The sequence below is a fragment of the Pedobacter soli genome, from assembly GCF_900101435.1.
Lineage (GTDB): Bacteria > Bacteroidota > Bacteroidia > Sphingobacteriales > Sphingobacteriaceae > Pedobacter > Pedobacter soli.
The window spans coordinates 157,608-184,550 of record NZ_FMZH01000005.1; the positions used below are offsets into that span (position 1 = coordinate 157,608).

Consider the following 26,943-nt stretch of genomic DNA (forward strand, 5'->3'; position numbering starts at 1 on the left):
AAATTAGTGATTATCAACCATATCTGTTTCATTAATTACCAGCTCGAGCTTAACGGTTTCGATATTTTGCTCTGTTTTTTTAAGAATGGTAAACAAATAACCATAAGACTCATTGCTTTCGCCTACTTCTGGAATACGCCCAAAAACATGCGATACCAAACCACCAATGGTGTCGAAATCTTCATCTTCAGGTAAATCGTGAGGCAGGTGCTCGTTTACATCGTAAACGGTCGCAAAGGCATTCACAATAAATTCGTTATCAGATACTTTTTCTACCAGTGGTTTTTCTTCATCGTATTCATCCTGAATTTCACCTACCAGCTCTTCAACAATATCTTCCAGAGTAACCATACCGGCAGTTCCGCCAAATTCATCCAAAACAATGGCAATCTGAATGCGGTTGCTTTGCAGCTCACTCATCAGATCATTAATTTTTTTGGTTTCTGTTACAAAATATGGTTTTCTGATAATGTCTTTTAAAGTCCAGTGCTGATTACCGGCTGCAACCAAAGGCAAAATATCTTTAGCATGGATAATACCTACGATTTTATCCATAATATCATCGTAAACCGGCAAACGCGAGTATCCTTCTTTGATAATCGTGTCGATTACTTCCTCTTTACCGGAAGTAAGTTCGATACCCGAAATTTTGGTTCGCGGAACCATGATATTCTTAACCACACGCTCGTTAAAATCGAATACGTTTTTAATCAGTTCGTGCTCATTGTTATCAAGTGCACCGCTTTCTTTACCCTGATCGAGTAAATACTGAAGTTCTTCTGTACTGTGGAGTGATTCGTGACCACCGGAAGTATCGATACCGAATGGTTTTAGAATTACAGCAGCCAGACTGTTTAAAGTCCAGATTGCCGGTTTGAATACCACATAAAACAACTGTAGTGGCAACGATACGAATAAGGTTGTGGCTACAGGTCTTTGTATGGCAAACGATTTTGGGGCGAGCTCACCAAAAACAATGTGCATGATCGTAATTAACGAAAAAGCTACAATTGTTGAAGCAGTGTGAATGGTAGCATCGCTAAGCCCCCATTGTAAACTATCGAAAAGGTTTTTAAAGATGGTATGCATAACGCCTTCACCAACCCAACCTAAGCCCAGTGATGCAAGCGTTATACCCAGCTGAGTGGCGGCCAGATAGCCATCCAGGTTATGGATGATACTCTTGGCCATTTTACCTACACGGCTGCCCGATTTAGCTTTTATTTCTATTTGTGATGCGCGGACTTTTACAATGGCAAACTCTGCTGCCACAAAAAAACCATTTAAAAGCACCAAAAACAAGGCGAAAAACAAACGCCAGCCTACTGATCCGGTATCAGGTTCCTGTAAGGCTACAAGAACTACATTGGGGGTTGGCAGTATTGTACTTAACGCTGAATTTAAAAACAAACAGACCGTGGGTAAATCCATTAAGCTAATTCTCTAAATGTTGTGTTATAAAGTTCTATGCTTTCTTTAATTACTTTATGCGCATAACGAACACCTAATAAATGTTCGATGGTTACATTTTTATCTTCTAATGCTTTGTAATCCTGAAAGAAGCGAACAATTTCTTTCATTTGGTGCGGAGGTAACTCATCTAAATCGTTGATGTAGTTAACCGACATATCGTTTGCAGCTACAGCAATAATTTTATCATCCTGCTCACCGTTATCAACCATGTGCATTACACCTACCACTTTAGCCTCGATTAAGGTCATTGGGTATACGTCTACTGAACAAAGCACCAGGATATCTAAAGGATCTTTATCATCGCAATAGGTTTGCGGAATAAAGCCATAGTTAGCCGGATACATAACTGATGAAAAAAGAACCCTATCCAATTTAATCAGACCTGATTCTTTATCTATTTCGTATTTTGCTTTTGAACCTTTTGGAATTTCAATAATTGCGTTTACAATTTCAGGAACGTTGTTTCCTGGAGATACGCTATGCCACGCGTGATGATCGTCTTTTATCATTTCTAATTTAAATCTGTTTTATCCTCTTCCGGACCTTTCACTACTTTACTTTTTACAAAGGTAATTAATAATGGTATAGTTGTAATAAGGATAAAGCCAATAATAATATATAATAGGTAATCGTTAATTTCTTTTTCAAAGCGGCGACCTAAAAAATAGCCTAATAAAGTGAGTGAACAGATCCAAAGTGTTCCGCCAACAACATTATATAATGCAAATTTTTTAAAGTCTAATTTTACAACTCCGGCAAAAATAGGTGCAAAAGTTCTTACAATTGGCACAAAACGCCCCATAATCAGTGCAAATGCGCCTTGTTTATTGTAGTAGTCTTCGGCAGCTTTTAAGTAGCGTTTCTTAAAAAAGAAGCTATCTTTCCTGGTGTACAATACCGGCCCGGTTTTGCGTCCGAACCAATAACCCGTAAAATTACCCGAAATTGCCGCAATACATAAACCTGCCAAAAGCACGGCAATATTTACATCGAGTTTACCGGTAGCAACAAACATGCCAGCCAAAAACAATAAATAATCGCCTGGAAGAAAAAAACCAAAGAACAGGCCTGTTTCTGCATAGATTACGAATACAACGAGATAGAAACCGCCCTCCCTCAATAATTTCTCGGGATCAATTAGCTGATGCAGGTAGTTCCAAAAATCGTGCATATTCAATTATTCGTAAAACTACAAATAATTATTAAACAACAGCATACCTATATCAGGTTTAAAATTATTGCAGGGCAGATACCCAAAACAAGCGTAATTGCTACTGAAACCAATAGTACCACTTTGTATTGTGCAGGCGTTGAAAGTACAGTTTCGCTACCATCTTTAAACCACATGGCTACAATAACCCTGAAATAATAATAGAAACCAACCAAAGCATTTAAGATTGCAAAGGCAACCAATAAGATTTTATATTGGGTCATTACGTTCAGGAACATCAGGTATTTACCTATGAAACCAGCGGTTAATGGGATACCTGCTAATGATAACATGGCAACAGTTAAACACAATGCCACCAATGGATTTTTCTTTCCTAAACCGTTAAAACTTTCAAAGCTATCGCTACCTGTTTTCTGTTTAACCAGAATTAATACCGCAAAGGCAATGATCGATGCAAAAGTATAAGCAGCAGCATATACCAATACGTTATTGCCAGAATTTTTAGTTATAACTATTAAAGAGAACAATAAGTACCCTGCATGCGAAATACTTGAGTAAGCCAGCATACGTTTAAAGTTCTTTTGGAATAGGGCTGTTACGTTACCGATGAATAAGGTAAGGCATACAATAACGATTAAAGGCATTACCCAAAACTCGTGTAAAGGCTCAAGAGGTCCGGCAAACAAACGCAAAAACGCCGCAAAACCAGCAGTTTTAACTACCGTACTCATGAAGGTGGTGATTAAAGAAGGTGCGCCTTCATAAACATCCGGAGTCCAGAAGTGGAAAGGTGCCGCACCGATTTTAAAGCACAAACCAATCATCATGAGGATTACCCCAGGATAAAAGATTGGTGAAACTGAAGTGCTATTATTTACCAGATAAGCCTGGATTTTATCTAAATCGAAAGAACCCGTAGCACCATAAATTAAGGTAATACCAAACAACAGGAAGCCTGTAGAAAAGGCCCCCATTAAGAAATATTTTAACGAAGCTTCATTTGAGGCAAAATCCTTTTTCCGGATACCAGCCAGAATGTATAAACTCACCGACATGATTTCAAGCCCAACAAACAGCATGGCCATGTTTTTATAAGATACCATCATAATCATTCCCGCCAGGGCGAAAAGGATTAAGGTATAGTACTCGGCAATGTTATCGCTTTTAGCGTGAAAATAGTTTTGTGTTAATAAGAAAATCAAAAGTGTACCTACAATACAAACGCCAGAAAATGCAAGTGCAAAATTATCGGTTTGCATCATTCCGAAATGAACAGCATTGCCTCCCCAGGCACAAAAAGTAAAGCCTAAGGCAGTAAGTAAGCCAACAACGGTAAGCGGCAATAATGCTTTATTTGCTTTAAACAAACCTGCATAAAGTACAATAAAAGCTGTTATACTAATGGTTATTATAATATTCATTGCTTATTTTACTGATGTTAATTTTTGATTTACCTGTTCTAATAAATGTTGTACAGATGCCTCTGTTAAGTGCAATAATGGTTTTGGATAAACACCCAGAACGATAATTAAAGCACAGATCAAATAAAGGACAAATTTCTCTGATCCCTGAATATCACTGAATGTGATGGTTAATTCGTTTGTTTTGCCCAGCATTACGTTCTGGTACATGCGCAACATGTAAACAGCACCGAAAATGATGGTTAAGCCGGCAATTGCTGCAGCCCAAATGCCTACATTGTACACGCCCATCAGCAATAAGAATTCGCCAATGAAGCCGTTTGTTCCTGGTAAAGCCACTGTTCCTAAAACAATAATCAGGAAAGTGATAGCTAATTGTGGTGCTGCTTTGGCAATACCGCCCAACTCTTCTATTTTATTGGTTTTAACGCGCGAGATAATAATATCCAGTACGAAGAATAAACCTACCACGTTAATACCATGGCTCAGCATCTGCACCATTGCGCCCTGCATACCTTGCTGGTTTAAAGCAAAAATACCTGCAGAAATTAAACCTACGTGGCCAATTGAAGAATAAGCGACCAAACGTTTGGCATCTTTTTGCGTAAAGGCAATTAATGATGCATATACAATACCAATGATAGACAAACCAATAGCTACGCACGACCAATCCTGAACGCCTGCAGGTACAATTGGCAATAACCATCTGATTACGCCATAAATACCCATTTTTAACATAATACCCGATAATAACATGGTACCTTGCGTAGGTGCCGCAGTATAAGTGTCAGGCTGCCAGGTATGGAAAGGGAAAACCGGCATTTTAATCGCAAAAGCGATAAAGAAAGCCCAGAAAATCCATCCTTGCTGTGCTGCATCCAGATTTAAAGCATAAAAAGCAGAGATTTCGAAATTGTGCGCCGGGTTTTGCAGATACAGGTAAATAATACCCATCAACATAAATAAAGAACCTGCAATGGTGTACACAAAAAACTTCATGTTAATGCGAACACGGTCTTTTCCACCCCAGAAAGCACAAATAAAATAAATCGGGATTAATGCCGCTTCCCAGCCAATATAGAATAGGAAAGCATCTAAAGCAGTAAACACCAACAATAAACCCGTTTGCATAAATAAAATCAATGCATAAAAAGCAGCCTGATTTTTATAATCGTGTTTATAGCTTGAAAGGATAATAATCGGGATTAATAAGTTGGTTAATAAAACCACCAACATGCTGATCCCATCGATACCGGCATGGAAATTAATGCCCAGATCAGCAATCCATGGTAAGTTTGCTTCAAACTGTGTACTTGCATTCGGGATGAAGTTACAGGCGATAAACAAAGCCAACCCTAAAGAAACTACCGAAAATACGGTCGAAACTATTTTAGCCGACTTACCTGCAAATGCTGTAATAATAGCACCCGCAAGCGGAAGAAATATAAGTAGTAAAAGTTGTTCCATTATTTATTTTTGAACCCTTTTTATAATATGTAACTAAATGTATAGATCAATAACGCGATGATACCAAATACCATCATAAACAGGTAGAAACCTACGTTTCCGCTCTGTAATAAGCGAAGGCCTTTACTTGCCTCATTTGTGCTCCATCCTAATCCATTTACAATGCCATCAATAACCTTATTATCGATAATGCGGTAAAAGAATTTAGAAAGAATATTCAAAGGTTTGGTAATGATGAAGTCGTAAATTTCATCTAAATAAAATTTGTTATATGATAATTTCGCCAATGCCGAACGTGGCGCTTCATCAGCAACCGGAACATGCGCACCTTTTACATATTTAGTATAAGCATACAATAAAGCAATAACTGCAGCCACAACCGAAGTACCCATTAAGGCCCACTCTGTTGAATGGCTTAAATCCAGTTCGTGTTGTGCAACACCTGCACCTGTTAACCAGTGCGCTAACCACTCGTTGCCACCAAAAACATGTGGTAAGTTAATGGCACCTCCAATTGCAGCCAGAACAGCCAAAATTACCAAAGGTAAGGTCATAGCAGCCGGCGATTCGTGGATATGGCTTTCTGCATGGTGCGTTCCGCGGTATTTACCGGAAAAAGTAAGGAACATCATCCTGAACATGTAGAACGAAGTTAAGAATGCGGTTAGCACGCCGATTCCCCAAAGAATAGGACTTGACTGAAAAGCGTGCGCCAGAATTTCATCTTTAGAAAAGAAACCAGAGAATGGTGGTAAACCCGCAATTGCGATAGTACCAATCATCATGGTGGCAAATGTAGTTTTAAGTTTGCTTCTTAATCCACCCATGTGACGCATATCCTGCTCGTGGTGCATCGCATGGATAACCGAACCAGCGCCCAGGAACAATAAAGCTTTAAAGAACGCATGGGTTAATACGTGAAAGAATGAACCTGTGTAAGCACCAACACCTAAACCTAAAAACATATAGCCCAATTGAGATACAGTTGAGTAAGCCAATACTTTTTTGATATCGGTTTGGGTTAAGGCAATAATGGCTGCGACTAAAGCGGTTGCTGCACCAACAATAGCAATGATGTGCTGGGTTAGGGGAGCAAGGTCAAATAATACACTCGAGCGGGCAATCATGTAGATACCTGCTGTTACCATCGTTGCAGCGTGGATTAACGCCGAAACTGGAGTTGGTCCGGCCATCGCATCTGGTAACCAGGTAAACAAAGGCAATTGTGCCGATTTACCGCAGGCTCCGATAAATAATAAAATGGTAATTAGGACTAATTTATTATCGCCTGGCAACATGTTAGCTGCCTGAGGGAAAATTTTTGAGAATTCGACACTTCCGAAGAAATTGAAGATTAAAAATACACCAAGCAAAAAGCCTAAATCACCAATACGGTTCATTACGAAAGCTTTTTTAGCTGCCGATGCATAAGCGCTGTTGGTGTACCAGAAACCGATTAACAGGTATGAACATAAACCAACACCTTCCCAACCGATAAACATTACGATGTAGTTTGAACCCAATACCAATAAAAGCATGAAGAATACAAACAGGTTCAGGTAACTGAAAAATTTACCAAATCCTTCGTCATCGTGCATGTAGCTGGTAGAATACAGGTGGATTAAGAAACCAATTCCGGTGATAATCAACAGCATGATCGAGCTTAAAGGATCAACCAGGAATGATAAAGGAATATGTAATGCGCCAGCGCTAATCCAATCAAATAAAAATACTTCGTGAGCTTTTTGTGTATCGCCTTGTAAACTAAAGAAAATAACTACGCTGATGATGAAAGAAGCTAAAATAACGCCGCTTCCGATGATTCCAACAAGTCCTTTAGATAAAGATTTTCTGCCTAGTCCGTTAATTACAAAGCCTAAAAAAGGAAGTAACGGAACCAACCAAATCAATTGTTCTATTGTCATTCTTATTATATATTTACCACTTAAGGCGATTTAAAACATTAATATCTATCGATTTCGTATTTCTGTATACCATTACAATAATGGCTAAACCTACGGCAACTTCTGCAGCTGCTAAGGCCATAATGAAGAATACGAAAACTTGTCCCGAAGGATCGTTACTATGTACAGAGAATGCGGTTAAAAGCAGATTAACTGCATTTAACATCAACTCTACCGACATAAAAATTACGATTGCATTTCTGCGGGTTAACACGCCAATTACACCAATAGTGAAAATAATTGCACTTAAATAGATGTAATGATTTAGCGGAACGCCTGCTGCTTGTGTGAATAAATTTTCCATTATGCTTCTACCTCATCTCTTTTAGATAATAAAACGGCTCCAACCATTGCTGCCAACAGTAATAGAGATGATAATTCGAATGGTAATAAGAATGGTCCGAAAAGCTCTTTACCTAAGTTTTCTACCAAACCTAATCCCGGATTTTTTAAAATTAACGGACTGCTGATACTTGCTGCCTTTAACGAACCGATTAAGGTTACAATTAAGCAACCTCCGGCAATTACGCCCACAATTTTAATTAATGGCGATTTTGATGGCTCGGTATCCTTGTTCAGGTTAAGGAGCATCAGTACGAAAAGGAACAATACCATGATGGCCCCCATGTAAACAATGAAGTTTACCACAGCCAGAAATTGTGCATTCAACAATACATAATGTACCGTGAAAGTGAAAAAGGTAAGAATTAAGTACAATACACTGTGGATTGGATTTTTCGCAAAAATCACCATCAGTGAAAAGAGGATACTTAATGTAGCTACGAAATAGAATACTTGTGTACTCATTAATTTGTTTTTTGTTTATGTTCCATGGTTTATATCATCATAAACCAGTATTTATGTTTCGTTCTGTAAAACTCAAAACGGGGCTTAAAGCCATTTTAATTGTTCAGTCCTTCGACAGGCTCAGGATGACAACAATTATTTTTTCATCTCTAACGGAGCCTCAACCAGCTTGTCCTTTCCGTAAATGAAATCTTTACGTAAATAATCGGCTGGTACAATTGGTCCATCTAAATAAATTGCCTCTTTAGGGCATGCTTCTTCACATAGTCCGCAGAAAATGCAACGCAACATGTTAATTTCATAAGTTGCTGCGTATTTTTCTTCACGGTATAAATGTTTTTCTTCCGGTTTGCGTTCTGCAGCAATCATGGTAATCGCTTCGGCAGGGCAAGATAAAGCACATAACCCACAGGCTGTGCAACGCTCTTTCCCGTTCTCATCGCGCTTAAGCGAGTGCATTCCCCTAAAGTTGGTCGAGAATTCTCGTTCTACTTCCGGATATCTTACTGTCGCCTCTTTTTTGAACAAGTGGCTAATGGTGATGCCCATTCCCTTTACAATTGCCGGGAGGTACATCCGTTCCATAAAGCTCAGTGGCTTTTGCTCCAGTACTTTTTTCTTATTACTTAATGATTCCATAATTAAAACTTCTCAATAATCGCAATCACAACTCCAGTTATTATAATGTTGGCAATGGCTAAAGGAATTAAGCCTTTCCAACCTAAATTCATCAATTGATCGTAACGGAAACGCGGGATGGTCCAGCGTACCCACATAAAGAAAAAGATGAAGAATACTATTTTTCCAAAGAAAATGGCAGTACCAAACAATGGTGCCCATGTTGGTCCCCAGTGTGCAGCAATCCAATCCATACCGGGATAGTTATATCCACCAAAATATAGCGTAGCCATTACTGCCGATGAAACAAACATGTTGATATACTCGGCAAATAAGTAGAAACCTAATTTCATTGATGAATACTCAGTGTGATAACCACCAATCAGCTCGGTTTCACACTCCGGCAAATCGAATGGTGCACGGTTGGTCTCCGCAAAAGAACATACCATAAATATCAAAAAGCCCAACGGCTGATACCACACATTCCAGTTAAAGCCATGTTGTTGTGCTACAATTTCTTTTAGGCTTAGGGTGTTCGTCATCAGCAATAAAGCAATGATAGATAAACCCATTGCAATTTCGTAACTGATGTTCTGTGAAGCCGCGCGGATAGCACTTAATAAAGAATATTTATTGTTAGATGCCCAGCCACCAATCATTACGCCATAAACACCAAGAGATACAACGCCAAAAATGTATAAAACACCAACATTGATATCGGTAACTTGTAATGAAACGGTTTTTCCGGCAATTAATACTGGTGTTCCCCAGGGAATAACTGCAGTACCGATACAAGCGCATAGTAGTGCTAAACCCGGACCCACAATAAATAACCACCGGTTAGAAGTTGTAGGAATAATTTCTTCCTTCATAAACATCTTTACCCCATCGGCAAGTGGCTGTAAAATCCCAAAGGGACCAGCTCTGTCCGGACCTAAACGATCTTGTAAAAATGCTGCAACCTTACGTTCAGCATAGGTAGAATACATGGCAATTACCAAACTGATAGCGAAGATTACCACTACCAGAATAAATTTTTCTATAATAAAACCTGTATCCATTAGTATTTTACTGTTTTATGTAACTCAATTTCGTTTGCAGCCTGCAATGCCGGGTTTGGCTTAATTACCGGCAATGGTTTTAATGTTTCGTAGTGGTTAGATGCAATTACCGAAGTATCATCAATATGTGTTGGGTGTTCAATGGTCCAGTCGGAGGTTGCTTTTTTATCGAAACGGCAGGTATTGCAGATAAACTCTTCTACCTCACCAAACTGATCTTTACGTGCAGTAACACGGATAACGTCTTCTCCTTTGTACCAAAGAGTTACCTTACCGTTACACTTTTCGTGGTCGCAATTGCGGTGTGCATCAACTGGTTTGGTAAACCAAACACGGTTTTTAAAACGGAAAGTTTTATCTGTTAAAGCACCGACTGGGCAAACATCAATTACGTTTCCTGAGAAATCGTTATCAACGGCCTGCTGGATATAAGTAGAAATTTCTGAATGATCACCACGGTTTAAGATACCGTGAACGCGTTTGTTGGTAATCTGATCGGCAGTGAAAACACAACGGTAGCATAAAATGCAACGGTTCATGTGTAACTGGATCTTATCACCAATATCGATACGTTCGAAAGTACGGCGCTCAAACTCATAACGTGTTTTTTGCAAACCGTGCTCGTAACCTAAATTCTGTAAATCGCACTCTCCTGCCTGATCACAAACCGGGCAATCTAAAGGGTGGTTAATTAACAAGATTTCGACTACACCGGCGCGTGCCTCTAAAACTTCGGGCGAAGTAATGTTAAGCACTTCCATCCCATCCATTACGGTTGTACGACAAGATGCAACTAATTTTGGCATTGGGCGGGGATCTTTTTCCGAACCTTTTGTTACCTTAACAATACAGGTACGGCATTTACCACCACTGCCTTGTAACTTAGAATAATAGCACATGGCTGGCGGAACAATGTCACCCCCGATTTGCCTTGCAGCATTCAGGATGGTGGTTCCGTTATCAACCTCTACTGTTATCCCATCTATCGTAACCTTAACTTTTTCACTCATGGTTAATGATATTCTTTATTTTTTCCTTGGTTAGTGTCAGCACGAACCAATTGTATTTATTTAGCTTTCGTTTCGTGAAGACACGAAACCCTGCGATTTTATTTCTCTTCCGTTACCGGAGCTTTTTCAATCGGATTTGCATAGTTTGCCAATCCGTAATTCTGGTTTTGGCTCTTCACCGGTTCTTTAATGTGCCACTCAAATTCATCTCTGAAATGACGGATCGCACTCGCAACCGGCCATGCAGCTGCATCGCCTAACGGGCAAATGGTATTTCCTTCAATTTTACGCTGAACATCCCATAATAAATCTACATCATCCATGGTACCATGTCCGTGCTCAATTTTGTGCAGAATTTTTTCCATCCAGCCTGTACCTTCACGGCATGGCGAACATTGTCCGCAACTTTCGTGGTGATAGAAACGAGAGAAATTCCAGGTATTGCGTACGATACACTGATCTTCATCAAAAGCGATAAAACCGCCTGAACCCAACATGGTTCCGGTAGCAAAACCGCCTTCAGCTAATGATTCGTAACTCATTAAGCGAGGCTCGCCATTAGCATATTTTAAGGTTAAATTAGCGGGTAAGATTGGCACCGATGAACCTCCTGCAACAGTTGCTTTCAGACGTTTTCCGTTAGCAATACCACCGCAATACTCGTCAGAGTAGATAAATTCTTCTACCGGTAAACCCAGTTCAATTTCGTAAACACCTGGTTTTACTAAATTACCAGATGCAGAGATTAATTTGGTACCTGTACTTCTGCCGATACCGATTTTAGCATATTCATCGCCTCCATCGTTAATAATCGGCACCACTGCAGCGATCGATTCTACGTTATTTACAACGGTTGGACAACCGTATAAACCTGCAATCGCCGGGAAAGGTGGTTTAATACGTGGATTACCTCTTTTACCTTCAAGCGATTCTAATAAAGCGGTTTCTTCACCGCAAATGTAAGCGCCACCACCAGGTTGAACATATAATTCTAAATCGTAACCTGTTCCCAAAATGTTTTTACCTAACCATCCTGCAGCTTTTGCTTCAGCAATTGCTTTCTCCAGGATGCGGATCTGAGGCATCATCTCTCCACGAACGTAGATGTATGAAACCTTAGCACCTAAAGCAAAACTTGAAACAATCATGCCTTCAATTAAAGCATGCGGAATGTAAGTCATCAGGTAACGGTCTTTGAAAGTTCCCGGCTCAGACTCATCGGCGTTGCAAACCAAATAACGGGCAACACCTTCCGGCTTAGCCAAAAAGCTCCATTTCATTCCTGTTGGGAAACCAGCACCACCGCGGCCGCGCAAGCCTGATTTCTTAACTTCTTCAACAACCTCTTCTGGTGTTAAAGTTTTAAGGGCTTTTTCAACGGCACGGTACCCGCCTTTTTGGCGATAGACCTCAAGTGTATTGATGCCTGGTACGTTTATATGCTCAAGTAACAGTTTTCGAGACATTTTAATTAGTCTATAGTCTGTAGTCTATAGTCCATAGCCCTGAATCAAAGCGACTCATGACTTAAGACTCTCGACTTAGGACTTATTTTTCAAATCTTCAATCAGTTTATCTACACTATCGGTAGTTAAGTTTTCGTAGAAAGTATATTCCGGGCTAATTTGTAAAACCGGACCGAAACCACAGGCTGCCAAACATTCAACTCCCCTAAAGCTGAAAAGGCCATCGGCAGTTACTTCACCTTCTTTAACGCCTAACTTATCTTCTAAGTGGCTTAATATTTTTTCGGCACCTACCAGGCAGCAAGGCCCTGTACGACAAACCTCCAGAGCATATTTACCCTGAGGTTTTAAAAAGTACATGGTATAAAATGTAGCTACCTCGTACACTTCAATCGGCTGAATATTTAAATATGCAGCAACTTGATCCATTGCCGATGTTGGTACCCAAAGAAATTCGGCTTGTACCAAATGTAATAAAGGTAGCAAAGCTGATTTTTGTTTTCCTTCAGGATAACGGCTTTTTATTTCATCAAATTTGGCCAGCAATTCTGATGAGAAAGTTACAGGTGTTTGTTCTTCTACTTTAAGCATCTAATTCTCCTGCAATAATGTTCATACTACTCATGTTGATAATGGCATCAGACAATAACATGCCCTCGCTCATTGGCGCAAACATCTGGTAATTTATAAAACTTGGTCTGCGGAAGTGTAAACGGTATGGGGTACGTCCGCCATCATTAATCAGATAGAAACCTAACTCACCGTTACCGCCTTCTACAGCGTGATATACTTCTGCTTTTGGTGCATCAATTTCGCCCATCACAATTTTAAAGTGATAGATTAATGCTTCCATGTTATTGTAAACCTCTTGTTTTGGAGGAAGGTAAAATTCAGGAACATCGGCATGGAAAATACCTTTTTCTTCTGATTTTAATTTCTCTAAAGCCTGCTCGATAATGCGTACACTTTGCCACATTTCCTCATTACGAACCAAATAACGGTCGTAAATATCGCCACTGGTACCAACCGGAACTTCGAAATCGAAATCCTGGTATGAAGAATATGGGTCGCTTACACGCACATCATAATCTACACCGGTAGCCCTTAAAAGCGGACCTGTCCAGCTGTACTCTAAAGCAGTCTCTTTCGTTACTTCTGCAACACCGGCAGTCCTGTCGATAAAGATACGGTTGCGGGTTAACAGGTTTTCGAACTCTTTTAATGCCGCAGGAAATTCTTTTAAGAATTTATTGATTTTAGCAAAAGCGATATCATTGAAATCTCTTTCAAAACCGCCAATGCGACCAATATTTGTAGTTAAACGTGCACCACAAACCTCTTCAAAAATCTCGTAAATGTGTTCACGGAATTGGAAAAGGTAAAGGAATGTGGTGGTAGCCCCTGTATCCTGACCAATAATCGTGTTACAGATAATGTGATCGGCAATACGCGAAAGCTCCATTACAATTACGCGCAGATAATCTACACGTTTTGGCATTTGGATATTCAATAACTTCTCAACCGTCATGTGCCAGCCCATGTTGTTAATAGGCGAAGAACAATAGTTTAAACGGTCGGTAAGTGGGGTAATCTGATAAAACGGGCGATGCTCGGCAATCTTTTCGAAAGCACGGTGAATATACCCAATAGTTGAAACGCCGCTTACAATACGTTCGCCATCTAATTGCAAAACGTTTTGAAAAACGCCATGGGTTGCAGGGTGTGTTGGGCCTAAGTTTAGGGTTACCAGCTCACTTTGCGGGTCGTTATCTGTAAATACCGGATGGTTATGATTCATAAAATTACCTTCCAAAAAATTCGTCTTTTTTATCTACTCTGTTCGGGTCTTCCAATGGATATTGTTTCAACATTGGGTGTACACCTAAATCGTCCATATTCAGGATACGGCGTAAGTCAGGATGTCCTTCAAATTTAACCCCAAACAAATCGTAAGTTTCGCGCTCCATCCAGTTTGCTCCTTTCCACACTGTTGTTGCAGTAGGGATGGTTGGATTTTGCTCTGAAATAAAAACTTTAACCCTGATCCTAACTTTCTCTACCATATTGTGCAAATGGTAAACCACTGCAATGCCATGATCTTTGCCCGGATAATGAACCGCAGTAATGTCAGTCAAGAAATTAAATTTTAAATCGTTTTTAAGGAACGACAACACATTGATGATTACATCTTTTGTTGTTGCAAAAGTAAGCAAACCATAAGGCTCGGCAACCGCAGTTACTTTTTCGCCAAACTTTTCGCTAAGTTTTGCCAGGATAGTATTATTTAGTGTTGTTTCTTCCATTATTTAATACCGTATTGACCTAAAAGTTCTTTGTAATAATCAGAATTTCTTCTTCTGCCCGATTCGTTTTTAACCAAATCCTGGATCCGTTGAAAACCATCTAAAATGGCTTCAGGTCTTGGCGGGCAACCCGGTACATAAACATCAACCGGAATAACCTCATCAATACCTTGCAAAACAGAATAGGTATCGAAAATACCACCGCTACTTGCGCAGGCACCAACAGCCATTACCCAACGTGGCTCTGCCATTTGGATATACACTTGTTTTAATACCGGAGCCATCTTTTTAGCGATAGTACCCATAACCATTAAAACATCGGCCTGACGGGGAGAAAAACTCAAGCGCTCTGCACCAAAACGACCTAAATCGTAGTGAGAACCCATGGTAGCCATAAATTCGATTCCACAACAAGAAGTTGCAAACGGCAACGGCCATAATGAATTTGAGCGGGCCAAACCGATCACTTTATCTAAAGAGGTGGCAAAATAGCCAGGCCCTTCGGTTCCTGGAGGCGCATCAACTATATTAATTTCACTCATGTTTATAAACAAAAAATGCTCATCCCTTTGAAGAATGAGCAGCAAATTTACAATATTTAAAAGGCAATTGAACTAGAATCGCCAGATTTAGAACCTTTCTAAATAACCAAAATCAAGCCTGGTTAGTGTAACTGATACACGTACAGTTTTCAGTTGGCAATTTTCAGTTTTCAGTCACAAGAATCATACAAACTGCGAACTAATAACTGCTAACTGACTAGTTCCAGTCTAATACTTTTTTCTTGATTACGTAGATAAAGCCAAGCAATAAAGTGCCCATAAAAATGAACATCTCAATCATACCATCCATCTTTAATGCACGGAAATTAACCGCCCATGGATACATGAAAATAACCTCCACATCGAACAATACAAACAGGATGGCTACTACGAAATATTTAATTGAGAATGGCTGACGGGCATTACCCACGCTTTTAATACCAGCTTCGAAGGTTTCTAGCTTATCGGCTGTTTTACGTTTAGGGCCTAATACGTGTGTAGCCACCAATGTGAGTACTACGAAACCTAAAGCAACAATAACTTGAAATATAATGGGTAAAAAATCTATAGAGGTACTTTGCGCTTGCATAATTTTTATTTTGTGATGCAAAAGTAAAAGAAAAAGGCAGAGTAACCAAACTCTGCCTTTTCTAAATTATTTAACTTTTAATTATTTGCCTTTACCTTTAGCAGCTGCCGGAGCTTGTAACTCTTTTAATTTAGCAGTTGCATAACTATCAGCAGGATCTAATGCCAGACATTTATTTAAGTAATCTATCGCTTTTGCTTTATCTTTATCTGCATACCATGCACCTAATAAACGATAAGATTCAATTAAATTGCTTTTGGCCGATGCCTGCTCCTCAGGTTTAACTAATGTTACATATTTTTCATAATATGGAATCATTAAACCTTTTGTAGCCGAGGCATTTTTAGTCTGATCGATATAATCGTTAATCCTGGCTCTGTAAAAGTAAGATAATGCAAAATCAGGTGAAGCTTTAGATAAAGTTCCAAGTGCTGTATCAGCCCTAACTAAACCTTCAATATTCATTGGCTTATTTTCCTTCTTAAGATAATAAGATTCTAAGAATCTATTGATACCAATATATAGATAGTTATAAAGGGAACCTTTACCATTTGGATTATATTTAGCAGCTAACTCATAAACATCAGCAGACTTAGCATATTTTTTTGCTTTATATAATGCAGCAGCAGCTTCTGATAAAGCCTCAGCATTTGCTGAATCTACTTTTGTAGCTTTAATAATATTGTTTAAAGCCAAGCTATCTTGTCCAGCCTGCAACTGCGCTTTACCCAAATAAAGATAATCGTTACCTAAAATTCTGGTTGTATCTTTTTCCTTAGCAAAGAACTCAGTCATACTAGTCAAAGCAACAGGATAATTTTTATTTTCATAAGCTGCCCAGCCTTTCATCCTGGATACAATTGCATTTTTAGGATCGTTTGCAGGTGCTTGAATACTAGAAGCCACTTGTTCTAACGTTTTGAAATCTTTAGCATAGAACAAGAATTGAGCATAACGTAACTGAGACTCTAAAGATTTGTCAGTTAAATCCATGTACTTTTTATAGTTTTCAATTCCTTTGGCAGCTTTCTCTTTATCTGTACCGAAGTTACTCCACTGTAAGTATAACTCACCTAATTCTCGGTAAGCCGGACCATAGTTCGGATCTGCAGCAATTACATCCAATAATTCTTTTTCACCTTCAGGAAAAGCACGCGATTCTTTATACATTTTACCGATCTGCGTTTTAGCTCTTCTGTTGGTAGGGTCAACATCGTTTACACGGAAATACGGGCCTAATGCTTCAGAGTTTTTTCTTTGCAATGCATAAGCATCACCTAAAGCTAAGAATACACCAGCATCTTTATCTTTCGCATCTAATTCATCGGCTTTGGTGATATTGGCAATTGCATTAGTGAAATCAGGTTTAGAAACTTCGTCACTTGGTTTATCCTGAGCTAAATATGCTCTACCAATCTGCAAGTAAGTTTGATAGTCTTTTTTACCCAATTCAATTGCTTTATCGAAATTGGTTTTTGCTGAATTAGCATTGTTCGACAATAAATCAGCTTCGCCTAAACCGATCAGGTTTAAAGCATTTTTCGGATCAGCGGTTAAACCCTTAGTAAAAACGGCTCTTGCTGAATCGATGTAACCTGTTTTCAGGTAAACCAAACCCAGGTTATAATAATTTTCGCCATCTGAGGCTTTAGAGCTTACCAACGACTTAAGCATCGATGAAGCTTTCTGATACTGTTCTGCATCAATGGCTTTTTTCGCATCAGTTAAACTTTGAGCAAAAACTGCAGAACCCATCAACACCAAACCTACATTTAAGGTTATTGCTTTCTTTGAAATTTTCATTGGATCAATTTTTTGTTTTTAAATGTTTTTAAAATCGGGTGGAGTGAGTTCTATTTTTATCCAAAATCTCCAACCAAACTTACCGAACATTGGTTTTAACAATTATGAAGCATTATCTCTAAATACTTCGTGGTTCAATTTATAATTTATTTATTACTTTCTTTAGTTAAATTTATTTCTCTTGGCATTAGCTTATGTGGGCCAAGTCCAGATTTAAGTACAATCAACTGTCCTCTCTGGCTTCTTAACCATGTTGCAAATCCTGTGCCTAAACCATCTCTACCCTCGCACTCAATTATATTTACGTTTCTTAGAAAAGGATAGACTCCGTTTATAAGATTTTCCTGCGTAGGCTTGTAAAAATTATCGCTCCCAACTTTTCCTTTTTCATTTTTAACCCCCAGCATTTTAACCTGAGCCAGGTATTGAGCCATTTCGGTATTCTGTTCAGAAATCCAATTTACGCCCAAAATACCAATAAAATTTTTATCCTGCGCAACAAGTTTGATAACTTCATTACTGGAATTTTTTGAATAAACGTTTTTTGCGGGAAATTGGCTGATATTAGCCAAATGTTTAAAGTATTGAAAGGTACTTGAATAAGCGTTATCAAAGACCAGTTTCTTATCTGAATTTCTCCCCTGTAATACATCAACCACTTCTTTAACGGTAATTGTACTATCAATATTGTCTTTGTTTGTAATTAATGCAATTCCATCTATGGCAAACCGAATTGAATTGATTTTGATGCCGCGTTGATTGTAATATTTTTCTTCATGCTTGGTGAGCAATCTGGGCATTACAATTACGCGAACGCTATCATTTAAAAAAGCAGCGATGATCTTTTCTTCGGGTTTGATTGTCGTTTCAAACTTTGCCTCCGGATAATCCAGCTTAAAAATCTCGATTTGTTTCTGAACAATCGGGCTCACGCTTTCATCAACGAGCATTCTCATTGTTCCGCTGGTGCGGGTTTCTTTAACACCTGTACTTTTATCTTTTCGTTTACAAGAGATTAAAGCAAGTACCATAAAAATGAAGAGAATATTTTTCATTACGGCTTTAGTCGCGCCTTCCAAGACTTAACAATCTTACAAAAGCATAAAAAATTAAAAAGATTCCTATTGCAATACGTCCCCATGCTGGGATGAAATTAAATCGCAATGCAATGGGTGGCCAAAAGATAAAAGCAATCCCCATTACCAGATATAACAGGAAAGCTACTAGCCCTAAAATGAGCAAAAACCGCTGTTTAGGCGATTTTTGCTTAAAGATATCAAAATTTAACATCTACTATTAGTTCAATGTAAAGTTAACGTTGATGTTGTATTTTACCCTTACTGGTTTACCATTTTGAATACCTGGATTCCAACGTGGGCTTGCTTTTAATACGCGGATTGCTTCTTCATCTGTACCACTTCCTAATCCACGTGTTACTGTAATATCGGTTAATTTACCATCTTTTTCTACTACGAAAGATAAAAACACTTTACCTTGTACGTTGTTTTCCTGAGCCATTGGCGGATATTTAATCGCACCGCTTAGGTATTTGTAGAACTTAGGTAAGCCTCCCGGAAACTCTGGTTGTTTCTCGATACTAACGAAGTCATAAACCTGGTTATCATCAACAGCAACCGCTGCTTCTCTTTTAGGGCCTTCGCCTACAGGTGCAGCAATTACGATATCAGCGGTTGGATCACCTTTAATATCTCTCTGACCTGGATCTGCCTCTTTCAGTTTTTCAACTGTTGGTGGCTCCTCGTCACGTACCTGCTCATCTGGCTTTACGATTGGAGGCGGCATTTTTACCTGATCTACCTTCGGTGGCGGTGGCTCTACCGGTGGCGGAGGTGGCGTTTCTGGGTTAACTGGGGGCGGAGGTGCAATAATTACCTCTTTCGCTTTCTCTACTTGTTGTTCCTCTTCCAAAGAACCTTTAATTAATCCGTAGATTTTTGGAGCAAAGAAAAGCGCTAGAAATACTATTGAACCAATAATTAATGCCCGAGTGGTATTGGTACCATTGCTTTTACGCAATTGGTAAGCGCCATAGTTTTTGTTTTTTTCAGCAAAAACTACATCAATCCACTCCCTTCTTAATATATCTAATTTTGACATGATTACTGATTTAACAAATTATAAAATACCTTGAGATTTCATTGATTCTTTTTCACTATCCAAGATATTGTCATCATCAATCTGACGAACTTTAACCTTTAATATTTCCAATTCATCCATGATGTCAACAAAGTTCTTGAAGTTTGAGCCACTTGTTGGTTTAACTAAAACCACAAATTCGCCTTTTACTCCAGATGCATCTGCTTTTTTTCTGTTTTCGATAATCGACTTGTCAACTTGCGATAAGCTTTCGTATGTTGGAGCTGTTGCACCAGCTTCTCCCATGTACCAGGCTACTTTATCATTTTTACCTAATAAAATAGTCATTGTTTTAGAAGCTTTCAGTTCCAACCTGTTATCCTTGTTGTTGTCGTCTTTATCAGGCTTAACAATATCCATTGCTTGTGGCGTAGATATTGAAGTGGTTAAGATAAAGAATGTTACCAAAAGGAACATCAAATCAACCATCGGCGTCATATCTACTCTCGGGGTGGCTTTCTTCCCACCTGTGTTTAATTCTGCCATCTTTTATTTTTTTCTAGCTTCAGCGTTAGTAACCAATAAGAACTTGTTCACTTTTTGCTTCTGCAAAACATCTACGATTTTTTTAACTACAGGATACTCCTCTTTAGAATCGCCTTTGATACTTACACGCATTGGTTGCTGATTAATCTCAGCAGTTGCAGTACGTGCATGTAAAACCCATGCGTTTAACTGGTTATCAGTAGAGTCTGTAGGAATACCATTTTGAACACCTGGTTTCATACGGTCTGCTCCAGACATGGCTAAGAACGATTTTAGACTTGAAACCGGTACACCAAACGTTCCTACTACAGAGAATTTTTTAATTTCCTCCGGAGTAAAAGTGATTTTGTATTGCTGGCCCATCAATTCTAAGGTTCTCGCCCTAACTTTCTGGCCTGCTACCTCGAAGAAAACCTTACCCTGACCAATGGTTAATATTGCATTGTTCTCAGCTGGAACCTTAAATTCATACGTAGATGAAGGTGTTGATACCGCTAGTGGTTCTGGTTGTCTTGCCGTAGCAGTTAATATGAAGAACGTAAGTAACAGTGCAGCTACGTCGCACATGGCGGTCATATCTGTTACTGTACTGGTTCTTTTAACTTTAATTCTAGGCATAATTTTAATTACTTTTTAATAATGATGATCTTTTTCCCGGTTTTCCATAAAGCCGGTAAAAATTTTTTCAAAATTTATTATTTATGCGAACTAGCGTAAGTTTGAACGATGCTGAAACCAGCTTCATCGATAGCATAAGTTAACTTGTCAATTTTAGAAGTTAAGATATTATACATGATAATTGCTAAAGTAGAAACCGCGATACCAGTCATGGTATTGATTAGGGCCTCAGAGATACCTACCGCTAATGCAGCCTGATCCGGAGCACCTGAGTTAGCTAAACCGGCGAATGCACGGATCATACCTGTTACTGTTCCTAATAAACCGATTAACGTACCGATAGATACCAAAGTAGCGATGATCGTTAAGTTTTGCTCTAACATAGGCATTTCTAAAGCAGTAGCTTCTTCAACCTCTTTTTGGATGGCAACGATTGATTGCTCAACATCTAAGTTAGTGTCAGCTTCAACCTCGCTATATTTTTTTAAACCTGATTTAATTACGTTAGCAACAGATCCTTGTTGTTTATCACACTCAGCTTTAGCAGCTTCGATGTTACCAGCGTTTAATAATCCTTTTACTTTGATGATGAAAGTATCTAAGCTAGATTTACCGCTTGCTTTGCTGATTACGATTAAACGCTCGATAGAGAAAACGATTGTAGTTAATAATAAACCGATTAATACCGCTACGATCGGACCTCCTTTAAACGCTGTACCAGGGTAGTTATTTGGCAAAGGTAAGTTTTCGTTGTTGTTATCGATAAAGTTTGAAGGATCTCCTAATACGTATCTCCAGATGATGAAGCCAATTACAATACAAATAGGAATTACCAATGTTGCGAAAACGTTAGATGCACTTGAAGAGCTCTCTTTTTTAACAGTTGTTGGTTTTGGTGCGTTTGCCATTTTTTTTTGAATTTTAGTTTTAGTTCTTGTTTTTAATTTTTAGCTGTTATTTCTTTTGTATTACACACAACGTGTCTTATCTGATTTTGTTGCGAAAAACAAATTTATAAATTGATTTTAAATTACAAATTAATAAATCAATAAACAATCAAATCGTTACTTAACATTTAGTTTACGGTAACTCAGTTGGGCATATAAACAAAAAAATTGCCTCAGCCGGAGGCAATTCTTTCACAATAAAAACTAAAAAAAAAACGAATTGCAAATTTTTTGCTCAAAAAATGCATTTTAAAGCACATTTAACATAATTTTAACGCTTCGCCATGCCTTTTTGATACTTTGGGCACCTCAAACTGTTTAAAATTCTCTGCAAATGCATCGGCCAATTCGTAGGCCTTTAAAAAGTATTCTTCCTGGTCGTCCCAAGTTTTAGACGGATCTAAAATTTCGTTGGGCACTCCCGGACAAGCTAAAGGCATCATCAATTTAAATACATGGTGCTGCTTATATTTATTGTGGTCTAAATCCCCATTTAATGCAGCAGTAATCATTGCCCTGGTATAACTCAATTTCATTCTTTTACCAATACCGTATGCGCCACCTGTCCAGCCGGTATTAACCAGCCATACATTTACCTGGTGTTTTTCCATCTTCTCGCCCAGTAATGCAGCATATCTTGATGGGTGGAGCGGCAAAAAGGCCTTACCAAAGCAGGCAGAAAATGTTAACTGAGGCTCGGTTACCCCGGTTTCGGTACCTGCAACTTTTGCGGTATAACCACTCATAAAGTGAAACATGGCCTGTTCTACATTCAATTTAGAGATTGGAGGTAATACACCAAAGGCATCTGCAGTTAAAAAGAAGATATTTTTGGGTACTTCAGCTATTGATGGGATTATGGCATTATCTATGTAATCAATAGGATAGGCGACACGTGTATTTTCAGTCTTAGCAATATTGGTATAATCTACTTCTTTTGTACCCTCAAAAAAGTTGGTATTCTCTAATAAAGATCCCGTTCTGATAGCCTTATATATCTGAGGTTCTTTTTCCTGGGTTAAATCTACACATTTCGCATAGCAGCCTCCTTCGAAGTTGAAAACCGAACTTGCCCCCCATCCATGCTCGTCATCACCAATCAATCCCCTTTCCGGATCAGCAGAAAGTGTCGTTTTACCTGTGCCAGATAAACCAAAGAATATAGCAGTGTCGCCATTTTTACCCACATTGGCCGAGCAGTGCATTGATAAAGTATTTTTATATACCGGCAGAATAAAGTTCAACACCGAGAAAATACCTTTTTTAATTTCACCCGTATAACCTGTTCCACCAATCAGAATCATTTTTTTAGTGAAATTCAGGATGGAGAAATTTTCCTGACGTGTTCCATCAGTTGAAGGATCGGCCAGAAAACCCGGGGCAGCAATAATCGTCCACTCGGGCGTGATACCCAGCTGATGCGCTTCAGGACGGATAAATAAATGATGAGCAAAAAGATTCTGATAGGCTGTTTCGGTAATTACCCGGATAGAAATATCGTAATCCGGATTGGCACAGGCCGATGAATCGCGGACATAGATGGTTTTATCGGCCAAATAAGCCGTTAATTTATCAAATAACTGATCGAACTTCTCCGGACTGATTTTAATGTTTACATCGCCCCACCATACCTGGTCTTCGGTAACGCTGTCGCAAACAATAAACCGGTCTTTAGGAGAACGTCCGGTAAATTTTCCGGTATCAACCGCCAGCGCTCCCGATGAGGCCAGCGTACCTTCTTTATTCAATAACGCATCTTCAATTAATTCCGTTGGGGATAATTGGTACTTTACAGCAACGTTTTCGCCTAAATTTAAATAGCTTAAATCTGGCGTTTGCAGTTTCTCTTTGCTCATGACAATAAGTTAGTTAGTACAGCAAAGGTAATTACTTATCTTTCAGAAAAACTAGTTTTTACAGCTAATTTTTTACATATTGTAGCAAATACACTATTATGTAAATATTTTATTTACAGTTATTTACAAGCATTTTTACAAGGATAAAAAAAGTTTAAAATTACACTAAGTAAAACGTTAAACAACAATTTAAATCACGTAAGTCAAGGCAGTTTTCATGAAATTATCCGACGCTTAAAATCTTACGGACAGCGGCAAGCAACCATCAGCTACCCAAAATGTAAAAAATATTGTACCGCTTATGGAAACATTTAGTAGCCGATAATTAGCCTTATTAAAAAAAATAAGGAACTCTATTTGCAAAGTACTGCAGTTTAAAAAATATCGCTATTGCATATACTTAAACGTTTTAATAAAAATTTCGAAATAAAAATTAAAAAACATTTGCATTTTAAAAAAATTATCTTCTACTTTACGGTGTAAAAAGTACACCAAGACAAGATGATTTTTAACTCTTCAATTATTACAACCATTATTATTACCACCGGTATAAACCAGCGGGGCTAATTTGTTGTAAATTGAAAAAACATAAAACACAGAGAGCGTCCCGACAGCAGTCGGGACGCTTTTTTTTTAAGCTAAAACCATTGAAAACTGCTACAATAAGCTCAAATAACAATTTAGCAAGCCATTGTACAGGTTTCATTACCATAAAAACCCCAAACTAATGAAAGTACTCAAATTCGGCGGCACATCCGTAGGTTCGGCCGAGAACATTAAAACCCTACTACGCCTGGTAGGTGAAGAAAAACAGAAGAACAGCCCGGTAGTTGTATTATCGGCAATGAGCGGTGTAACCAATTTGCTTACCGAAATGGCCGAAATGGCTGAGCGTGGCGTAGATTACGATACTCATTTAAAAGCAATTGAAGCAAAACATTTTGCGGTAATCCGTTCGCTTTTGCCAGCTGCAGCGCAAAACCCGGTATTTACACGGTTAAAAATCTTTTTCAATGAGCTGGAAGATTTATTACAAGCAGTAAGTAACTTAAAAGAGCTGAGCTTACAAACCAAAGATCAGATTCTGAGTTATGGCGAACGCTGCTCAACATTTATGATTAGCCATATCGCTTCGCAACAACTCAGCGATGCACTTTATGTAAACGGAGCAGATTATATCAAAACCGACAGCAATTTTGGCCAGGCAAAAGTAGATACCGAGCTAACTGAAATGCTCATCAACAACTTTTATCAGGAAAATAAAAACAAGGTGCTCTTTGTTACCGGTTTTATTGCCAGCAACACAGCAGGACGGGTAACTACCCTGGGGCGTGGCGGATCTGATTACACTGCAGCCGTTTGGGGCGCCGCCTTAAATGCCGAAGAAATAGAAATCTGGACAGATGTAAACGGCATGATGACTGCCGATCCGCGCATGGTGAAAAAAGCCTTCTCTTTACCTGAGCTGAGCTATACTGAAGCTATGGAGCTAAGTTATTTTGGAGCGAAAGTAATTTACCCGCCAACCATGATCCCTGCTTTCATGAAAAAAATTCCGATTGTGATCAAAAACACTTTCGAACCGGACTTTGCCGGAACCTATATCAAAAGCGATGTTAAATCATCTAACTTGCCAATAAAAGGTATTTCATCTATCGATCACATCAGCATCATCAACCTGAGTGGTAGTGGTATGGTAGGTAAAGCTGGCTTTAGCGGCCGCTTGTTCTCTTTACTTTCGCGCGAGCAGATTAATGTGGTGCTGATTACCCAATCCTCATCAGAGCACAGCATTACGTTTGCGGTTAAACCAACCGATGCAGCACATGCTATTGCCTTAATTAAAAAAGAATTTGAACTCGAATTAGACGCCAAAAAGCTCGAATTACCAGAAGTTGAAAACAACCTGGCGGTTTTAGCCATAGTGGGTGAAAACATGAAACGCACTCCTGGTATGAGCGGACGTTTGTTCAGTGCACTGGGCCGTAACGGTATCAACGTAAGGGCAATTGCACAGGGCTCATCAGAATACAACATTTCGGTGATTATCAGCGCAGCCGATTTATCGAAAGCCGTAAATGCGGTGCACGATGCTTTTTTTACCGACCTGAAAAGGACCTTAAACATCTTTTGCCTGGGAACGGGAAATATTGGCAAAACCTTATTTAACCAGTTAAAAGAGCAAATGCCTTTTCTGGCAGCCAATAACGACCTTCAGGTAAAAGTAGCCGGAATAAGCAATACGCGCAAAATGACTTTCAATGCAGATGGTTTATCGCTCGACAGCTGGGAAACTGAATTAGCAGATCAGGGTGAACAGGCCAACCTGGCCGAATTTGTGGCCAGAATGAAAGCCATGAACCTGCCTAACTGTGTTTTTGTTGATAATACGGCTGCCGAAGCACCAATTGAATTTTACCAGGGCATATTCGAGAGCAGTATCTCGGTAGTAACCTGTAATAAAAAAGGTAACTCAGCTGATTTTGCGCAATACAAATCGTTTAAAGATACTGCACGCAGATTTGGGGTAGATTTTTATTACGAAACCAATGTAGGCGCGGGCTTACCAATTATCCGCACCTTGAGGGAATTGATGATGAGTGGCGATAAAGTGGCGCGTATTGAAGCCATCTTATCGGGAACCATTTCTTATATTTTCAATAACTTTAAAGGTGATGCCGGATTTTACGAAACTGTAAAAGAAGCACAGGAACTCGGCTATACAGAACCCGATCCACGAGATGACTTAAACGGAAAAGATTTTATGCGTAAAATGCTGATCCTGGCTCGTGATGCCGGTTATCCTTTAGAAGCCAGCGACGTAAAAATCGACAACATTTTACCGGATGCCTGTTTAAATGCCACTTCAGTTGAAGATTTCTATTCGGAATTACAGGCGAATGCGGCGTATTTCGAGAATCTGAAAAATACCGCAGCCAAAGATGGCAAGGTTTTACGCTACATCGGTAAACTAGAAGATGGAAATGTTGAAATCAGCCTGCAAATGGTTGATGACAGTCATCCTTTCTTTATGCTTTCCGGAAGTGACAATATCATTTCTTTCACTACCGACCGTTACAAATCGCGTCCGCTGGTGGTAAAAGGCCCGGGTGCAGGTGCAGAAGTGACTGCTGCAGGTGTTTTTGCTGATATCATCAACGTAGGAACTTTGAGTAATTAGGCT

General features: G+C 39.1%; 25 protein-coding genes. 1 reads left to right on the forward strand and 24 read right to left on the reverse strand.

Annotated features, from left to right (window positions below; genetic code table 11):
• Nucleotides 1-3: 3 nt before the first annotated feature.
• The 24 genes from BLR37_RS12605 to pckA form a co-directional block, all read right to left on the reverse strand.
• Nucleotides 4-1,314, reverse strand: coding sequence for a hemolysin family protein (locus tag BLR37_RS12605; protein ID WP_482211619.1), 1,311 nt, complete (start codon nucleotides 1,312-1,314; stop codon nucleotides 4-6).
• A gap of 116 nt (nucleotides 1,315-1,430) precedes the next feature.
• Nucleotides 1,431-1,982 (reverse strand): inorganic diphosphatase, encoded by a 552-nt coding sequence (locus tag BLR37_RS12610; RefSeq protein ID WP_090769088.1) that lies wholly within the window; start codon nucleotides 1,980-1,982, stop codon nucleotides 1,431-1,433.
• Nucleotides 1,983-1,984: 2 nt separating this feature from the next.
• A complete protein-coding gene (locus tag BLR37_RS12615; protein ID WP_090769090.1) occupies nucleotides 1,985-2,644 on the reverse strand; it encodes a DedA family protein in 660 nt (219 codons plus the stop codon).
• A gap of 47 nt (nucleotides 2,645-2,691) precedes the next feature.
• Complete coding sequence (locus BLR37_RS12620) at nucleotides 2,692-4,065, reverse strand: NADH-quinone oxidoreductase subunit N (RefSeq protein ID WP_090769092.1); 1,374 nt, start codon at nucleotides 4,063-4,065, stop codon at nucleotides 2,692-2,694.
• A gap of 3 nt (nucleotides 4,066-4,068) precedes the next feature.
• Nucleotides 4,069-5,532, reverse strand: coding sequence for a complex I subunit 4 family protein (locus tag BLR37_RS12625; protein WP_090769094.1), 1,464 nt, complete (start codon nucleotides 5,530-5,532; stop codon nucleotides 4,069-4,071).
• A 20-nt stretch (nucleotides 5,533-5,552) separates the two neighbouring features.
• Entirely contained in the window at nucleotides 5,553-7,457 is a 1,905-nt protein-coding gene (gene nuoL, locus BLR37_RS12630) for an NADH-quinone oxidoreductase subunit L (protein WP_425262018.1), read from the reverse strand.
• A gap of 13 nt (nucleotides 7,458-7,470) precedes the next feature.
• A complete protein-coding gene (nuoK, locus tag BLR37_RS12635; protein WP_090769096.1) occupies nucleotides 7,471-7,800 on the reverse strand; it encodes an NADH-quinone oxidoreductase subunit NuoK in 330 nt (109 codons plus the stop codon).
• Nucleotides 7,800-8,303 (reverse strand): NADH-quinone oxidoreductase subunit J family protein, encoded by a 504-nt coding sequence (locus tag BLR37_RS12640; protein WP_039472991.1) that lies wholly within the window; start codon nucleotides 8,301-8,303, stop codon nucleotides 7,800-7,802. Before BLR37_RS12640 ends, nuoK begins: the two co-directional genes overlap by 1 nt.
• Nucleotides 8,304-8,438: 135 nt before the next feature.
• Nucleotides 8,439-8,942, reverse strand: coding sequence for a NuoI/complex I 23 kDa subunit family protein (locus BLR37_RS12645; protein WP_039472989.1), 504 nt, complete (start codon nucleotides 8,940-8,942; stop codon nucleotides 8,439-8,441).
• Between the two features lie 2 nt (nucleotides 8,943-8,944).
• Nucleotides 8,945-9,982: an NADH-quinone oxidoreductase subunit NuoH gene (gene nuoH, locus BLR37_RS12650; protein ID WP_090769098.1), complete on the reverse strand. Its 1,038-nt coding sequence runs from the start codon at nucleotides 9,980-9,982 to the stop codon at nucleotides 8,945-8,947.
• Nucleotides 9,982-10,992, reverse strand: coding sequence for an NADH-quinone oxidoreductase subunit G (locus BLR37_RS12655; RefSeq protein ID WP_039472983.1), 1,011 nt, complete (start codon nucleotides 10,990-10,992; stop codon nucleotides 9,982-9,984). Before BLR37_RS12655 ends, nuoH begins: the two co-directional genes overlap by 1 nt.
• 98 nt (nucleotides 10,993-11,090) lie before the next feature.
• Nucleotides 11,091-12,458 carry an NADH-quinone oxidoreductase subunit NuoF gene (nuoF, locus tag BLR37_RS12660; protein ID WP_090769100.1) on the reverse strand — a complete coding sequence of 456 codons (1,368 nt, stop codon included), beginning with the start codon at nucleotides 12,456-12,458 and terminating at the stop codon, nucleotides 11,091-11,093.
• A gap of 75 nt (nucleotides 12,459-12,533) precedes the next feature.
• A complete protein-coding gene (locus BLR37_RS12665; protein WP_090769102.1) occupies nucleotides 12,534-13,049 on the reverse strand; it encodes an NADH-quinone oxidoreductase subunit NuoE family protein in 516 nt (171 codons plus the stop codon).
• A complete protein-coding gene (locus tag BLR37_RS12670; protein WP_039472974.1) occupies nucleotides 13,042-14,256 on the reverse strand; it encodes an NADH-quinone oxidoreductase subunit D in 1,215 nt (404 codons plus the stop codon). Before BLR37_RS12670 ends, BLR37_RS12665 begins: the two co-directional genes overlap by 8 nt.
• Before the next feature lie 4 nt (nucleotides 14,257-14,260).
• Nucleotides 14,261-14,761, reverse strand: a complete 501-nt coding sequence (locus BLR37_RS12675; protein ID WP_039472972.1) for an NADH-quinone oxidoreductase subunit C — start codon at nucleotides 14,759-14,761, stop codon at nucleotides 14,261-14,263.
• A complete protein-coding gene (locus BLR37_RS12680) occupies nucleotides 14,761-15,303 on the reverse strand; it encodes an NADH-quinone oxidoreductase subunit B (RefSeq protein WP_039472971.1) in 543 nt (180 codons plus the stop codon). Before BLR37_RS12680 ends, BLR37_RS12675 begins: the two co-directional genes overlap by 1 nt.
• Before the next feature lie 217 nt (nucleotides 15,304-15,520).
• The gene (locus tag BLR37_RS12685) at nucleotides 15,521-15,892 is read right to left on the reverse strand and encodes an NADH-quinone oxidoreductase subunit A (protein ID WP_039472969.1); all 372 of its coding nucleotides are present in this window, start codon (nucleotides 15,890-15,892) and stop codon (nucleotides 15,521-15,523) included.
• An 81-nt stretch (nucleotides 15,893-15,973) separates the two neighbouring features.
• Complete coding sequence (locus BLR37_RS12690) at nucleotides 15,974-17,695, reverse strand: tetratricopeptide repeat protein (RefSeq protein WP_090769104.1); 1,722 nt, start codon at nucleotides 17,693-17,695, stop codon at nucleotides 15,974-15,976.
• Between the two features lie 146 nt (nucleotides 17,696-17,841).
• A complete protein-coding gene (locus BLR37_RS12695) occupies nucleotides 17,842-18,750 on the reverse strand; it encodes a PstS family phosphate ABC transporter substrate-binding protein (protein WP_090769552.1) in 909 nt (302 codons plus the stop codon).
• 241 nt (nucleotides 18,751-18,991) lie between these two features.
• On the reverse strand, nucleotides 18,992-19,813 hold the full coding sequence (locus tag BLR37_RS12705) for an energy transducer TonB (protein ID WP_090769106.1): 822 nt from the start codon (nucleotides 19,811-19,813) through the stop codon (nucleotides 18,992-18,994).
• Between the two features lie 18 nt (nucleotides 19,814-19,831).
• Nucleotides 19,832-20,338: an ExbD/TolR family protein gene (locus tag BLR37_RS12710; RefSeq protein ID WP_090769108.1), complete on the reverse strand. Its 507-nt coding sequence runs from the start codon at nucleotides 20,336-20,338 to the stop codon at nucleotides 19,832-19,834.
• 3 nt (nucleotides 20,339-20,341) lie between these two features.
• The gene (locus BLR37_RS12715; protein ID WP_090769110.1) at nucleotides 20,342-20,956 is read right to left on the reverse strand and encodes a biopolymer transporter ExbD; all 615 of its coding nucleotides are present in this window, start codon (nucleotides 20,954-20,956) and stop codon (nucleotides 20,342-20,344) included.
• Between the two features lie 77 nt (nucleotides 20,957-21,033).
• Nucleotides 21,034-21,864, reverse strand: a complete 831-nt coding sequence (locus BLR37_RS12720; RefSeq protein ID WP_039472953.1) for a MotA/TolQ/ExbB proton channel family protein — start codon at nucleotides 21,862-21,864, stop codon at nucleotides 21,034-21,036.
• A 299-nt stretch (nucleotides 21,865-22,163) separates the two neighbouring features.
• A complete protein-coding gene (pckA, locus tag BLR37_RS12725) occupies nucleotides 22,164-23,759 on the reverse strand; it encodes a phosphoenolpyruvate carboxykinase (ATP) (protein WP_090769112.1) in 1,596 nt (531 codons plus the stop codon).
• Between the two features lie 727 nt (nucleotides 23,760-24,486).
• Here pckA and thrA point away from each other — a divergent pair.
• Nucleotides 24,487-26,940, forward strand: a complete 2,454-nt coding sequence (thrA, locus tag BLR37_RS12730) for a bifunctional aspartate kinase/homoserine dehydrogenase I (protein ID WP_090769113.1) — start codon at nucleotides 24,487-24,489, stop codon at nucleotides 26,938-26,940.
• Nucleotides 26,941-26,943 lie beyond the last annotated feature (3 nt).